Origin of the sequence: Halobellus marinus (assembly GCF_032113415.1) — an archaeon.
Taxonomy (GTDB): domain Archaea; phylum Halobacteriota; class Halobacteria; order Halobacteriales; family Haloferacaceae; genus Haloquadratum; species Haloquadratum marinus.
In genome coordinates this window covers 1,584,287-1,598,297 of sequence record NZ_CP134946.1, presented here as the reverse complement: position 1 = coordinate 1,598,297, position 14,011 = coordinate 1,584,287, and the positions used below count along the sequence as shown (strand labels likewise).

Here is a 14,011-nt window from a genome sequence, read left to right as displayed (position 1 = left end):
TCCGGCCGGTCGTGGTACTTGCCACCGATCCGCGCGTCAGACATAGCGTAAACTATGTATGAACTACGAGATATGGGAGACTATGGGCAATCTAACCGATACGAAAGTCTCCGAGAAGAACCTGACGACGGTCCCCAAGCCCGTCCGGAACTTCCTCGACGTCGGCGCCGGCGATCGCATCGAGTGGCACGTCGAGGACGGCCGGATCATCGTCGAAAAACTCGAGCCAGAAAGCGAGTGAGCGAGTCGGCGAACCCGACACGACCGCGTTCGCTCGCCGTCGGGTCCCGACGCAAAATTGCGCCGCTCATCAACTACGGCAGATCTGTCGGCTCGTCAATATCGTGGCGAACTCCCTCGTCCGACACTGCCACGCACGCGCTGTCGTCGCTCTCCAGCAGGATTTTGCGCCCGCCGACGTCGCCCTCGACGTCGGTGAGGTCGGCGAAGAAGCGACGATCGAACAGGACCGGGTTACCGCGAACGCCGTCGTAGGCGGCCGCGAGGGCGTCTCCGACGCCTGCCTCGTAGGCGGCGACGAGCGCCTCGACAGTCGCGGGCTCGACGAACGGCATATCCCCGAGAGCGAGTACTGCAGCGTCGACACTCGTCGATCGGTCTTCGAGGGCAGTGATCCCGACGCGCACCGACGAGGACTGTCCCTGGGCATACGCGGGATTGGGAACCGTCTCAACGTCGAGACCATCCAGGGCGGCAGTCACGTCCTCAGCGTCGTGGCCGACAACCGCGACGATCGGATCGAGGCCGGCGGCGACGAGTGTCTCCGCCGCGTGCCGGACGAGCGGGTCGCCGTCGACGGTCGCGAGCAGTTTGTTCCGGTCGCCGAAGCGGTCGCTCGTCCCCGCGGCGAGCACGATTCCGCCGACGCGGGCGGGGTCGCGGTCCTCCCCGGCGACCCCTGCGGCATCTCGGTCTTCCCGGTTCGCGAACGGCGGCGCGACGATCGGCAGCCCCTCGTCGGTCGTTGCGGGATCGGGCGACTCCCCGCTCATCGGCGGGTTGCCGGCCCGACGGGCGGTTCACGGATCATCGCTCGACGACGGAATACGGGACCACCTCGACCGTCTCGTCGCGATCGACGCCGGATTCGGTGAGCACGAAGCCGTCGGCGCGGGTGGCGCGGGTACTCGACGAGAGGACGCTCGGGTCGAAGGCCGTCTCGTAGACCGTAAGCGGCGAGTCCGCGTGTCCCAGCGGCATCGCCGTCCCGTCGTCGAGGGTGACTGGGATAGCGTACGCGAATCCGGGCGTCGTGATGGCGACGTCGCGGGCCATCTCCGCGGACACCGTCGACAGCGACGCCGATCCGGTGAAGAAGGGGCGGGCGACCAGCGACGTGACCGCGTGCGCGCCGACCGGCTTGCCGGGGATGGCGAACGCGACCGCGTCGTGGGCTTCGAGTTCCGCGACCGCGATCGGTTTGCCGGGGCGGAGCCGCACGCGGTGGAAGAGCACCTCGCCCAGCGACTCCAGCGCCCGGATCACGTAGTCCTTGTCGCCGACGCTCGTCCCGCCGGTCGTCACGACCACGTCGTACTCGTGGGCCAGCGCGTCGATCCGTGACTCGACGCGGTCGTACTCGTCCGGGACAGTCCCCTCGTAGGTGGCGTCGTGGCCCCACGACCGGACGAGTCCGGCCAGCATCGGCGAGTCGAGGTCCGTGTGTCGTCCCTCGTGGATCTCCGTGCCGGTCGCCAGCAGGCCGACGTCGAACCGCTCGCGGACCGTGACGCGCTCGATACCGAGATCACCCAGAAGGATCGCGTCCTTCGGACCGAGCCGCTCGCCGGCCGCAAAGAGCCGTTCGCCCTCGGCGACGTTGCTCCCGCGCTCGTAGACGTACGTCCCGGGGTCGAGGTCGGTCCCGGTGAGTTGCCCCTCGTCGACCGAGGCTTCCTCGCGTTTGAGCACCGCGTTCGCCGACGGCGGGAGCGGCGCGCCGGTCGCGATCCGGACCGCCTCCCCGGACTCGATCCTCGGCGGATCATCCTCCGGGAACACGTCGGCGTCGACAACCGAAAGCGGGTAGTCGTCGGTCGCGTCGAACGCGAACCCGTCCATCGTCGCGTGGCTCCACGCCGGGACATCGGTCGGCGCGTCGATCGGTTCCGCGAGGGCGCGCCCGGCGATCTCGCCGAGGCCGACAGTCTCGGTCCCTAAGCGTGATAACCACCGTTCACGGAGATCCTGCACCCGCTCGGCGCCGTCGTCCCAGCCGATCAGATCGTCGTGGTCGTGGCCGCCCGCGCCGGTCATTGCCGCGCACCCGTCGTGTCAGTCGGTCGCACCGAGCCAATAACACAAACATTTATTGGGGATCTATCTGTAACCATCGTACGCGTTAATAGTGTGCACATAGTGCAGTCACTTAAAAGATAGCGACCGACGATCGACTGACCGGACACAGCGACACACAACACAACGATGGAATTTGACGGAGAATTCGAGTTAGACGGCGTACCGCCCGAGAAAGCCTGGATCGTCCTCTCGGACCCGATGGCGGTCCGAGACTCCCTGAAGGGGTGTCGATACATCACCCCGATGGACGACGACTTCAACTTCGACGAGTACGAGCCCGAAGAGGACGTCGAGATGCTGCCGGACGCGGATCCGGAGACGGTCGCCGACCGCGCGTTCGTCGAGGGCCAGAAGTACGCGGCCCTGATGCAGGTCGGTGTCGGGAGCGTCAAACCCCGGTTCGAGACGACGGTCACCATCGAGGACCGCGACGACGAGAACTTCGAGATGATCGCCTCCGGCGGCGGCGACGCCTCGGGGAGCAGTTTCAGTATGGAGTCCGGGATGCGCATCCACCCGACGGAGGACGGCGAGAGCTCCGAGATCGAGTGGTGGACCGAAGCGGACGTCTCCGGCCGGATCGCCCAGCTGGGATCGCGGGTCATCAACCCGGTCGCAAACAAGATCGTGAACAACTTCTTCAGCAGCATCGAAAAGCAGATGACAGACGTCGACGAGACCAGCTCCGGCGTCACAGACCGGATTCGAGGAATGTTATGAAAGCCGCACCGTTCGAACATCACGAACCCGAGACGGTCGAGAAGGCGGTGAGTCTGCTGGAGAGCCTCGACGAGCCGACGATCATCGCCGGGGGCCAGAGCCTCGTGCCGATGCTCCGGTTCCGGCTCGCCCGCCCCGACACCGTCGTCGACATCAACGGCATCGACGCGCTCGACTACCTCGAGGAGGACGACGGCTACCTCAAGATGGGCGCGCTCGCCCGGCACGCCGACGTCGAGGACGCCGACGTGATCGACGAAGACGACTACGGGAGCTTCGCCGACGCGGCACCGCTGATCGCGGATCCGCAGATCCGCAACCGCGGCACCATCGTCGGCTCGATGGCGCAGGCCGACCCGAAGGGCGACTGGGGCAGCGTCCTCATCGCCCACGACGGCGAGGTCGTCGCCCGCGGACCGGACGGCGAACGCGTCATTCCGGCGGACGAACTGTTCCTGCTGCCGTACGACACCTCTCTCGGCGAGAACGAACTCATCACCGAGGCGCGGGTCCCGACTCCCGCACCCCACGAGGGCAGCGCGTATCACAAGCTGAAGCGCAAGACCGGCGACTACGCGATGGTCGGCGTCGCCGCTCGGCTGATTCTGGACGACGAGGGGCGGATCGAGGACGCCGGCATCGGGATGACCGCGGTCGACATCACCAACGCACGCGCCGCGGAGGCAGAAGCACACCTGGAAGGTGAACGGCCGAGCGCGGAGCTCTTCGAGACGGCCGGGGAACTCGCCGCCGAGGAGTCGAACCCCGAATCCGACGAACACGGCGACGCCTCGTACAAGGAACGAATGGTAGACGTACTGGCTCAGCGGGCGCTCGGCGACGCCGCCGAACGCGCGGGGGCGGTCAAACGGAGGGTTACACAGTGACAGACGAACGTGAAATCACGCTGACGATAAACGGCACCGAACATTCCGTCGAGGTCGAACCGCGACGACTGCTCGTCCACGTCATCCGCGAGGATCTGGATATGACCGGGACGCACATCGGCTGCGACACCGGCAACTGCGGGGCCTGTACGGTGCTGAAGGACGGCGAACCGATCAAGTCGTGTCTGATGTTCGCCACCCAGGCGGACGGCAGCGAGATCATGACCGTCGAGGGGATGGAAGAGCTCCCCGAGGCGGAGGGCGAACTCCACCCGCTGCAGGAGGGCTTCCGTGAGGAACACGGCCTGCAGTGCGGCTACTGTACGCCCGGGATGTTGATGTCGGGGAAGGCGCTCCTCGACGAGAACCCCGATCCCGACGAAGCGGAGATCCGCGAGGCGATCAGCGGCAACCTCTGTCGGTGCACCGGCTATCAGAACATCGTGACCTCGATCGAGTACGCGGCCGAGAAACTCGAGGGCGAGCCGGCGGCCGCCGACGGCGGAACCGTCACCGCAGCACAGCAGTTCGACTGCGGCGTCGAGGACTGCTGTGGCGGCCCGTCGACGGAGTACGACCACCTCGAAGGAGCGGACCCGCAGTTCGAGAACGTCGATGCGGAGGGAGACACACAATGAGCAGCGACTCAGACGATCTCACGGCCGAACCCAGGGAGTATCAGCACGACGACGACGGCGGCCCGCAGCCGGAGAAACACTGCGGCCACGGCCGCGGCGGGATGGGTGAGGAAGTTACCCGCAAGGAGGACAAACGCTTCATCACCGGGCGCGGCAACTACGTCGACGACATCAAGAAGCCGGGGATGCTCCACTGTGAGATCGTCCGCAGCCCCCACGCCCACGCCCGAATCGAAGACATCGACGGGTCGCGCGCGATGGACCTCGACGGCGTCGTCGCGGTCCTGACCGCCGACGACTTACTGGAGCACGACTTGGCGACGATGCCGACGCTGATGGACGACACCCAAGACGTCCTGGTCAACGACAAGGTGAAATTCCAGTCCCAGGAGGTCGCCGCCGTCATCGCCGAGGACCGCTACACCGCGAAGGACGGCGCCGAGAAGGTCGAAGTCGAGTACGACGTTCTCGAACCGGTCGTCGACGCCGAGGAGGCGCTCGAAAAGGACGCCCCCCTCATCCGCGACGAACTGGACGATCAAGAGGACAACCACATCTTCGATTGGGACACCGGCGACAAGGAGGCCACCGAACAGGTGTTCGACGAGGCCGACGTCACCGTCGAAGAGCAGATGGAGTACCAGCGCCTCCATCCGGCCCCGATCGAGACCTGCGGCGCGGTCGCCGACTGGGATCCCGGGAAGGACAAGATGACGGTCCACATGACCTCCCAGGCGCCACACGCCCACCGGACCCTGTTCTCGCAGGTGTCGGGGATCCCCGAGCACAAGGTCCGCATCGTGAGTCCAGACGTCGGCGGCGGCTTCGGGAACAAGGTCCCGATCTATCCGGGCTATGTCGTCGCCGCCGCGGCGTCGTACGTCCTCGAACGGCCGGTGAAGTGGATCGAAGAGCGCTCCGAGAACATCCAGACCACCGGCTTCGCCCGCGACTACGATATGACGGGCGAGATCGCCGCCACCGAGGACGGCGTCATCAAGGGGGTCAAGGTCGACGTGCTCGCCAACCACGGCGCGTACAACGCGGCGGCCCAGCCCTCGAAGTTCCCGGCCGGCTTCTTCAACATCTTCACCGGCTCCTACGACATCGAGGCGGCCTACGGGTCGCTGACAGGGGTGTTCACCAACACCGCACCCGGCGGCGTCGCCTACCGGTGTTCGTTCCGCGTCACGGAAGCGGTCTACCTCATCGAACGGATGGTGAAGGTACTCGCGGACGAACTCGACGTCGATCCCGCGGAGATCCGGCGGCGGAACTTCATCCCCTCGGACGCGTTCCCGTACGAGTCGGCGACGGGCTGGAACTACGACTCCGGCGACTACGAGAAGGCGCTGGACAAGGCCTTAGAGATGGCCGACTACGAGGAGTACCGCGAGGAGCAACGTCGCCGCATCGAGGAGGACGCCGACAAGCTCCTCGGGATCGGCATCTCCTCGTTCACCGAGATCGTCGGGGCGGGCCCCGGCAAGCAGTGTGACATCGCCGGGATCGAGATGTTCGACTCCGCGGAACTGCGGGTGAATCCGACCGGCAACGCGGTCCTCCGGATCGGCGTCCAGACGCAGGGCCAGGGTCACGAGACCACCTTCGCCCAGATCGTCGCCGAGGAGCTCGGAATGGACGTCGATTCGATTACCGTCGAGCACGGCGACACCGATACGGAGCCCTACGGGCTGGGCACGTACGGTTCGCGCTCGACGCCCGTCGCGGGCGCGGCAACCGCAGTCGCCGCCCGGAAGGTCCGGGACAAGGCCAAGTCGATCGCGGCCAACGAACTGGAGGCCGCAGAGGAAGATATCGAATGGGACCGCGAGTCCGGCGAGTTCCACGTCGCCGGCGCGCCCGAGCGCTCGATCACCATCACGGAGATCGCAGCCGGCGCCTACATGAATCACCCCGGAACCGAAGAACCGGGACTCGAGGCGGTGAACTACTACGACCCGCCGGAGATGACGTACCCGTTCGGTTCCTACATCGTCATCGTCGAAGTCGACCGGGAGACCGGCGAAGTCGACTTCGAGAAGTTCGTCGCGGTCGACGACTGTGGTAACCGCATCAACCCGATGGTCATCGAGGGCCAGATCCACGGCGGCCTCGCACAGGGGATCGGCACCGCGATGATGGAGCACGTCACCTACGACGACAACGGCAACGTCACGGGCGGTGACTTCATGAACTACCTGCTGCCGACGGCCAAGGAGATCCCCAACTTCGAGACGGGCCACACCGTCACGCCGTCGCCGCACCACCCGATCGGCGCGAAGGGCGTCGGTGAATCCCCCACGGTCGGGTCGCCGCCGGCCATCGTCAACGCCGTGGTCGACGCGATGTCCCACGGAGGTGTCTCGCACGTCGAGATGCCGATGACGCCCGACACCGTCTGGGAGAAACTCGACGAGGCCGACCTCGCGATCAAGCCGGCCCAGAACGTCAGTTTCGACTTCGAGGGCGGCAGCGAAGAACCGGCTGACGACTGACAATGACAGTTGTAGTCTCCTACCGGTGCTCGACGGTACCTGGGGTGGCGAGCACCGATAATCAGCTACAACAGTCACTGTGAACGGCCGCCACAGACGCGATCCCCATTTGGGGCGCCGCCACCTATGTTCATTTAGAGATGACACAGAACGAGACTGACGACGACGGAGCGACAGACGACTCTCACCGACCACCCGACGGCGACATCGCGGGGCTCGAACGCGAACTGGCCGAGCGGGGCGAGACGTACGCCCGGATCACGGTCGTTCGCCGGGAGGCCCCGGTGTCGGCCAACGTCGGCGATCGCGCAGTCGTGACTGCCGACGGAACCCTCCACGGCTGGATCGGCGGCGTCGCCTGCGCGCAGACGACAGCGATCAGCCAGGCGACGGAGGCGCTCGCGGACGGCGAACCGCGGCTCGTGGGAATCGCCCCCGACCCCGACGACGTCGCCCGTCCCGGACTGGAGGCCTTCCCGATGCACTGCCACAGCGAGGGCGTCCTCGAACTGTTCATCGAACCGGTGAACACGGCGCCTGCGCTACTCATCGTCGGCGGATCGCCGATCGCCCGCTCGCTTTCGCGCCTCTCGGCCGAACTCGATATCGACGTGACGGTCGTCGATCCGGACGGCGCCGACGACCTCCCGGTCGAGCGGACACTCACGACGACCGACCCTGACACGATCGTCGAGGCGGTCGGCGCTGGGCCGCTGGTCGTGGTCGCCTCGGTGGGGCAGTACGACGCCCGCGGCGTCGCTGCCGGCATCCGCTCGGATGCGCCCTACATCGGGCTGGTCGCCAGCAGCACCCGAAACGAGGAGGTGATCGACCGCGTCGCCGACCGCCTGGAGACGGACCGGGAGTCGGTAGCGGCAGCGGTGACCAATCCAGCGGGGGTCGACATTTCGGCGCATACGCCGGGCGAAATCGCGACGAGCATCCTCGCGGAAGTCGTCGACGCGCGGGCCGGTTCCGGGGCGGCCGCTCCGCGTGCGGAAGTAACCGACGCGGATTCGTCGGCTGCCGGCGGCGACACCACAACCGCGGCTGCCGGCGACGACACCACAACCGCGGCTGACGACGACGCGGGGGAGGAGGCAATCACTGACGAGCACGGCGAAGACGACGGCGAACGCGAGGGGCTCGCGACGGATCCCGTCTGCGGGATGACCGCCGACCCCGAGACCGCCCCGGCGGTCGACTACGACGGGACGGTCTACTACTTCTGCTGTGAGGGCTGTGCCGGCTCGTTCCGGGACGATCCGGAAGCGCATCTCGACGAGGGACAGGGAGTGGTGTCGCCGTGACCCGAGACGCCTTCGAGGGACTGTCGGCGTCGGACCTGCGGTCGCGGTTCGAATCCGCCGACTACGTCGCCGACGACCGAACGGTGACGACAGTCCAGTTGGCGCTCACGATGGGCCGGCCGCTGCTCGTCGAGGGGCCGCCGGGCAGCGGGAAGACCGAACTCGGGAAGGTGCTCGCGGAGTCGTTCGACACCGAACTCATCCGGTTGCAGTGCTACGAGGGGCTGACAGCCGAGAACGCGCTCTACGAGTGGAATTACACGAAGCAACTGCTCGCAGTCCAGGCCAACGAGGGAACGGTCGCCGGGGAGTCGACGGCCGGGAGCGGCGATCGGCAGGGATCGGTGTTCGACGAGGACTTCCTGCTCGAACGGCCGCTGCTCCGGGCGCTGACGGCCGGTAACGGGACGCCGCCGGTTCTCCTCGTCGACGAGATCGACCGGGCAGACGAGGAGTTCGAGGCGTTCCTGCTGGAGATGCTGTCGGACTTCCAGGTGTCGATTCCCGAATTCGGCACCGTCAGGGCCGAGCAGCCTCCGATCGTCGTGCTCACGTCGAACCGGACGCGTGGTCTCTCTGACGCGCTGAAACGGCGCTGTCTGTACCTCCACGTCGAACCCCCCTCGTTCGAGACCGAATACGAGATCGTCCGGCGGAAGGTGCCCGAACTCGACGTCGCTGTGGCCGCGGAGGTCTGCGCCGTCGTCGATCGGCTGCGCGAGGAGTCGTTCCTCAAACAGCCCGGCGTCTCCGAGACGCTCGATTGGGCACGGGCGGTCGCACAACTCCGCCACGACGACGAGGACCGATCGCTCTCGACCGAGGAGATCGAACGGACACTGGGCTGTCTAATCAAGGAAGCGGAGGACCTCGACCGGATCGACACCGACCTGCTCGAACAGCTGCGGCTCGCCGCGGCGGCCGCAGAGGATCGACTCGAAGCGTGAAGCCCATATCGGCTCCGGCGCGTAGAGGACGGATGAAAGCTCCGGTCGGGAGTGTACGAACGCTCCGGTTCGGAGTGCACGAACCGATGAATGCCGCGAACGCCACTGACCAATGACCGGCGACGGGACCCAGGACACACCACGTGTGGACGAGCCGAGAGACGGGCTCGACAGCGATGCAGGCAGCGACGGCGTGCCGGACTTCCCGGCGGCCCGTCGGCATACGCTGATCGAACTCCTCCGACTCGCGGCCGAGCTCCGGAGCGAAGGCGTTTCGATCCCCGCGAACGCGTGTCTCGAATCGGCCCGGTCGCTCGCGGTCGTCGGACTCGGTGACCGCGACCGGGTCGCGGACGCGTTGCGGGCGACGTTGCTCTCGGAGGCGACCGACCGCGACGCGTTCGAGTCGGCGTTTCCGACGTTCTGGCACCGGCTCCGCTCCGGGCTCGACGCTATCGGCACGGATCACGACGGACCGACCGCCGGCGAGGAGGAGGACGACGAGCGGGAACCCGCTGGTCCGGAGGACGCCGCAGACGAGGTCCCCGGGAACCTCGACGACGCGGACGCGCCGGATGTCGATCCCGACGGCGACGGCGACGTCGAGGTCCGGATTCCGACGGAGCGGCAGCAGGCGACCGGCGACCGGCCCACAGATACCGGCGACGACGACGCACGACGGTACAGCAGCGTGGGCGGCCGCGAACGGGTCGAGGTCGACACGATGCCGCTGACGAGCGGCGAGCGCGCGGCGATCGACCGGTTCGTGGACGCGCTGTCGACGCTTCCGGGGCGACGGCGGCAACGCTCCTCGGCCGGCGACCGCGTGGAAGCCAGGCGGGCGCTCCGGGCGAGCCTGGAGACCGGGGGTGCGCCGATGGATCTCCCGCAGTCCGAACCCGTCCCGAACGAACTCAGGTGCTGCCTGCTCGTCGACGTCAGCGGCTCCGTCCTCGATACTATCGATCGCAGCGTCCTGCTGTCCTTCGCCGAGGAGTTGCACGACAGCGCCCGTCAGGCCCGAGTGTTCCTGTTCGACACCGAACTGGTCGACGTCACAGAGCAGTTCGCCCGTGCCGGCGGTGATCCGGCGACGGCACTCCGTGAGGCCGAAGTGGAGTGGGGCGGCGGCACACAGATCGGCGGCGCCTTCGAGACGCTCCGGCGGCGATACCCGTACGCCGTCGATCGGCGGACGGTCGTGATCGTCGTCAGCGACGGTCTCGACGTCGGCGACCAGGACCTCCTCGCCGACGGGATCACGTGGCTGTCCGGGCGGAGCGACGCCCTCATCTGGCTGAATCCCCTCGCGGTCTCACCGGAGTTCGAGCCGCGGTCCCGCGGGATGTCGACGGTCGAACCGTACATCGACGCCCTGTTCGGCTTCGCGGGGCCTGAGGATCTCGCGGCGGCGGCAAAACAGATCGAAAAGCGGGGGCTCGGAGCGGGCGTCGGCTACGAACACGATCCCCGGCGACGCGCCGCAGAACGGAGGACCGAGAGCGATGACTGAGCCGCTCCCGGAGGCCAGGAACCGGCTTCGTTCGGCGCTCTCGCCCGCAACGACCGTAGAGCGGATCACCATCGGCGATCGGGTGGTGCTCGTCGAGGTGGCGGGGTCGGCGGGGAAGACCGCCGGCCTCGCCCACCGGCCCGAAGGAGAGCCACCGTCCACCGAGCAACTCGACGTGGAACGGCTGTTGGAGGCGGCGACCAGAGACCCCGAGAACGCGGCCGACCGTCTCGAACGCGCACTCGGGATCGCGACGATGAACGCGCTGTCGGCGCCGGCGATCGACTGGCAGACGGGCGACCCGATGGCCCTGCTCGACGACGACGTCGACCGGATTGTCACCGTCGGACTGTTCGGCCCCGCGTTCCGGAAGTTCGACGACGTCGAGGTCCGCGTGATCGAGCGCGAACCGCTCGACGACGTCTCGGTGCAGACGCCGGAGGGAGTACGCGTCCGGACGTTTACCCCTGCGGAGACAGACGCGGCGATGGCGGACGCGGAAGTCGTCTTCGTAACGGGGTCTGCGTTCATCTACGGGGGCGTCGGACGGTATCTGGCTGCCGCGCCGGCCGACGCGACGGTAATCGTCATCGGCGCGACAGCGTCGTTCCTGCCGGCGCCGCTTTTCGCGGCGGGCGTCGACGTCGTCGCGGGGGCATCGGTGACCGACGTCGAAAGCGTGCGCGAAGCGGTCGAGGCGGGAGCGTGCGGGACGGATCTGCACGATGCGGGGGTCGCGAAAGTATACGTCGCCGCCGAGCGCACGGCCGGCGTCCGACTCGAAACCACGATCGAAGACGAACCCACAAACCTATGACTCAAAGCGACTGGAGTGTTCCCGAAACGGCGGTCGTACAGCGAATCCGTGACCGACTCGATGCCGACGAAACCGACGTGCTTGCGACCATCGTCGACGTCGAGGGGAACGCCTACCGCAGGCCGGGGGCGAAGATGCTCCTCGACGAGGGCGGGACGGGCGTCGGCAGTATCACCGCCGGCTGTCTCGAGGACGAACTCGTCGCCGTGGGCGAGGAAGTCCGCGAGACCGGCCGCCCCAGGCTCGTCACCTACGATCTGATGGAGGACGACGAGGAGGACACCTGGGGGCTGGGCGTCGGCTGCAACGGCATCATCAAAGTACTGCTCGAACCGCTGAACCGGACGTACCGGCCGGCCGTCGAGGCGTTCTTCGACGGGCGCGACGTCGGCATCGTCACGGTCCTCGACAGCGGGGGGACCGCATTCGAGCAGGGCGACCGCGCTTACTACCACCCGGCTGACGGAGCGTTGCGGACGCCGGAGGGAGACGCGGCCACCGAGTGGCCGTCGGCGTCACTCAGCGGCCCTGCCGGAGAACTAGCGGACCGCGGCAGCGCAGACACCGTCACCGTCGACACCGACGACGGCGAGTTGACGGTGTTCATCGACGGGCTGGCGGCACCGCCGGAGTTGGTGGTCTTCGGAACCGGTCACGACGTCGGGCCCGTCACCGAGTTCGCGGCGAAAAACGACTTCCGAGTGACCGTGGTCGGCTTCCGCGGCGCGGTCGAGCTCGAAGAGCGGTTCCCGGCCGCGGATCGGGTCGTGACGACCGCACCCGGGACCGTCGGGGACGACCTCGATCTCGACGACAGCACGTACGCGGTGGTGATGACCCACAACTTCGTCGACGATCGGCTGACGGTCGAGGCACTGCTGGACGCAGACGTCCCGTACGTGGGATTGATGGGTCCCCGCGACCGGTTCGAGGAGATGCTCGACGACTTCGAGGCGGAGGGTACCTCCTTCAGTGAGGACGCGCTATCGTCGTTGTACACGCCGGTGGGCCTCGATCTCGGCGGCGGCTCGCCGTTCCAGATCGCCCACAGCATCGTCGCGGAGGCGCTGGCTGTCTCGAACGACCGGACGCCCCAGCATCTCAAATCGCGCGAAGGCGCGATTCACGACCGCGTCGACGTCGAGTCCGACGCTGACGCGCCGGCGCAGTAGCTCGGGTCGGGTCGGCATCGCGAAAATGGGGTATTGCCGGAAATCGGGACGGAACGTCGGCCGAGGTTACATATAGCCGAGGTCGCGGAGCCGTTCCATCAGGTCCTCTTTGTCCTGGGCGCGGCCCGCGCGCTCGGTCGTGTTCTCGATGTCCTGCAGCCACGCCGGTTCCTCGGTCGTCTTGTCGGTGGAGACCTCGCTGCCGAGCGACCGGAAGCCGGCGAAGTACTTCGGCGAGATCGGGATATCGGCCATCGTCAGGCCGTTCGGCAGATCGTCGGCGCTCTCCGGGACGTAGCCCTCCTCGGGGTACCCCTCGACGGTCTCCGGAACCACGAAGTTCCAGAAGGCCTCCCAGACCGCCGCCTCGTCGAACTGGAGGATGGGCTGGATGCGGTCGTGCGGCGGGTAGATGTCGGGGTCGTGCCGCGGCGAGAAGAACGTCTCGTCGGCGCGGGCTTCCTGTTCGTCCCAGCGGACGCCGGAGATGACGCCGTCGATGTCGTATTCCTCCAGTGCGTCGTTGAGCGCGACCGTCTTCAGCAGGTGGTTGCCGACGTAGGTGTCCAGCAGGAACGGGAAGGTGTCCTCCTCGTATTCCAGCAGGTTGCGGATGTGGTGCTGGTTGTGCTCAGAGAGCTCCGAGACGGGGATGTCGTCGCCTGGTTCGAGGTCGTGTTCGTCGACGTAGTTGCCCACGTCCTCGTTGCGGGCGTAGACGACGTCGAGGTCCCACTCCTCGGCCCAGTGGTCGACGAAGTCGTGGATCTCGTCGAAGTGCTGGAAGTGGTCGATGAAGACCGCCGGCGGCGTCTCGAGGTCGTACTTCTCTGCGACCTCCTTGATGAAGTACAGCGTGAGCGTGGAGTCCTTGCCGCCGGTCCACATCACGGCCGGGTTCTTGTACTGTTCGAGACCGCGTTTCGTGACTGCAATCGCCTTCTCGATCTTGTCCTGGATCGATGGGTAATCTTCGGGCGTCTCGCCTTCACCGTCGCTGTAGTCGACGTCGAGGTAGTCGGGGAAGCCGTCTGGCATTGTGTAATTATATCTAATTACCGGAGAGTAAATGTCTTTTGCAACGGGGTGGGCCAGGGTTTATATATCATATAATTGACTATTTTGTTATAACATCACTTATTTCATCTATAAATAAGGTATCAGTTTGGATTTGTGCGATGTTTATTTCC

General features: G+C 66.7%; 13 protein-coding genes. 10 read left to right on the top strand and 3 right to left on the bottom strand.

Annotation, left to right across the window (positions count from 1 at the left end; all coding sequences use genetic code 11):
- The first annotated feature begins 82 nt into the window (after nt 1–82).
- On the top strand, nt 83–241 hold the full coding sequence (locus tag RJT37_RS08175) for an AbrB/MazE/SpoVT family DNA-binding domain-containing protein (RefSeq protein ID WP_311171050.1): 159 nt from the start codon (nt 83–85) through the stop codon (nt 239–241).
- A gap of 73 nt (nt 242–314) precedes the next feature.
- Here RJT37_RS08175 and RJT37_RS08170 read toward each other — a convergent pair whose 3' ends face one another.
- Both RJT37_RS08170 and RJT37_RS08165 read right to left on the bottom strand, forming a co-directional pair.
- Complete coding sequence (locus RJT37_RS08170; protein WP_313689319.1) at nt 315–1,013, bottom strand: nucleotidyltransferase family protein; 699 nt, start codon at nt 1,011–1,013, stop codon at nt 315–317.
- A 34-nt stretch (nt 1,014–1,047) separates the two neighbouring features.
- Complete coding sequence (locus RJT37_RS08165; protein ID WP_313689317.1) at nt 1,048–2,277, bottom strand: molybdopterin molybdotransferase MoeA; 1,230 nt, start codon at nt 2,275–2,277, stop codon at nt 1,048–1,050.
- Nucleotides 2,278–2,445: 168 nt separating this feature from the next.
- Here RJT37_RS08165 and RJT37_RS08160 point away from each other — a divergent pair, with 168 nt between their 5' ends.
- From RJT37_RS08160 to RJT37_RS08120, 9 genes are all read left to right on the top strand, one after another.
- The gene (locus RJT37_RS08160; RefSeq protein WP_313689315.1) at nt 2,446–3,039 is read left to right on the top strand and encodes an SRPBCC family protein; all 594 of its coding nucleotides are present in this window, start codon (nt 2,446–2,448) and stop codon (nt 3,037–3,039) included.
- On the top strand, nt 3,036–3,926 hold the full coding sequence (locus RJT37_RS08155) for an FAD binding domain-containing protein (RefSeq protein WP_313689313.1): 891 nt from the start codon (nt 3,036–3,038) through the stop codon (nt 3,924–3,926). Before RJT37_RS08160 ends, RJT37_RS08155 begins: the two co-directional genes overlap by 4 nt.
- Nucleotides 3,923–4,564 carry a (2Fe-2S)-binding protein gene (locus tag RJT37_RS08150; protein ID WP_313689310.1) on the top strand — a complete coding sequence of 214 codons (642 nt, stop codon included), beginning with the start codon at nt 3,923–3,925 and terminating at the stop codon, nt 4,562–4,564. Before RJT37_RS08155 ends, RJT37_RS08150 begins: the two co-directional genes overlap by 4 nt.
- Nucleotides 4,561–7,062: an aerobic carbon-monoxide dehydrogenase large subunit gene (locus RJT37_RS08145; RefSeq protein WP_313689308.1), complete on the top strand. Its 2,502-nt coding sequence runs from the start codon at nt 4,561–4,563 to the stop codon at nt 7,060–7,062. The genes RJT37_RS08150 and RJT37_RS08145 overlap by 4 nt, the downstream gene beginning before the upstream one ends.
- Nucleotides 7,063–7,202: 140 nt before the next feature.
- The gene (locus RJT37_RS08140) at nt 7,203–8,372 is read left to right on the top strand and encodes an XdhC family protein (protein ID WP_313689307.1); all 1,170 of its coding nucleotides are present in this window, start codon (nt 7,203–7,205) and stop codon (nt 8,370–8,372) included.
- Nucleotides 8,369–9,319 carry an AAA family ATPase gene (locus RJT37_RS08135; RefSeq protein WP_313689305.1) on the top strand — a complete coding sequence of 317 codons (951 nt, stop codon included), beginning with the start codon at nt 8,369–8,371 and terminating at the stop codon, nt 9,317–9,319. Before RJT37_RS08140 ends, RJT37_RS08135 begins: the two co-directional genes overlap by 4 nt.
- A 145-nt stretch (nt 9,320–9,464) precedes the next feature.
- Nucleotides 9,465–10,832, top strand: coding sequence for a VWA domain-containing protein (locus RJT37_RS08130; protein WP_313689302.1), 1,368 nt, complete (start codon nt 9,465–9,467; stop codon nt 10,830–10,832).
- Nucleotides 10,825–11,649: a Rossmann-like domain-containing protein gene (locus RJT37_RS08125; RefSeq protein WP_313689300.1), complete on the top strand. Its 825-nt coding sequence runs from the start codon at nt 10,825–10,827 to the stop codon at nt 11,647–11,649. Before RJT37_RS08130 ends, RJT37_RS08125 begins: the two co-directional genes overlap by 8 nt.
- The gene (locus RJT37_RS08120; protein WP_313689298.1) at nt 11,646–12,821 is read left to right on the top strand and encodes an XdhC family protein; all 1,176 of its coding nucleotides are present in this window, start codon (nt 11,646–11,648) and stop codon (nt 12,819–12,821) included. Before RJT37_RS08125 ends, RJT37_RS08120 begins: the two co-directional genes overlap by 4 nt.
- A 66-nt stretch (nt 12,822–12,887) precedes the next feature.
- On the opposite strand, the gene RJT37_RS08115 is transcribed toward RJT37_RS08120, so the two are convergent.
- The gene (locus RJT37_RS08115) at nt 12,888–13,859 is read right to left on the bottom strand and encodes a phosphoadenosine phosphosulfate reductase family protein (protein WP_313689295.1); all 972 of its coding nucleotides are present in this window, start codon (nt 13,857–13,859) and stop codon (nt 12,888–12,890) included.
- Nucleotides 13,860–14,011: the final 152 nt, after the last annotated feature.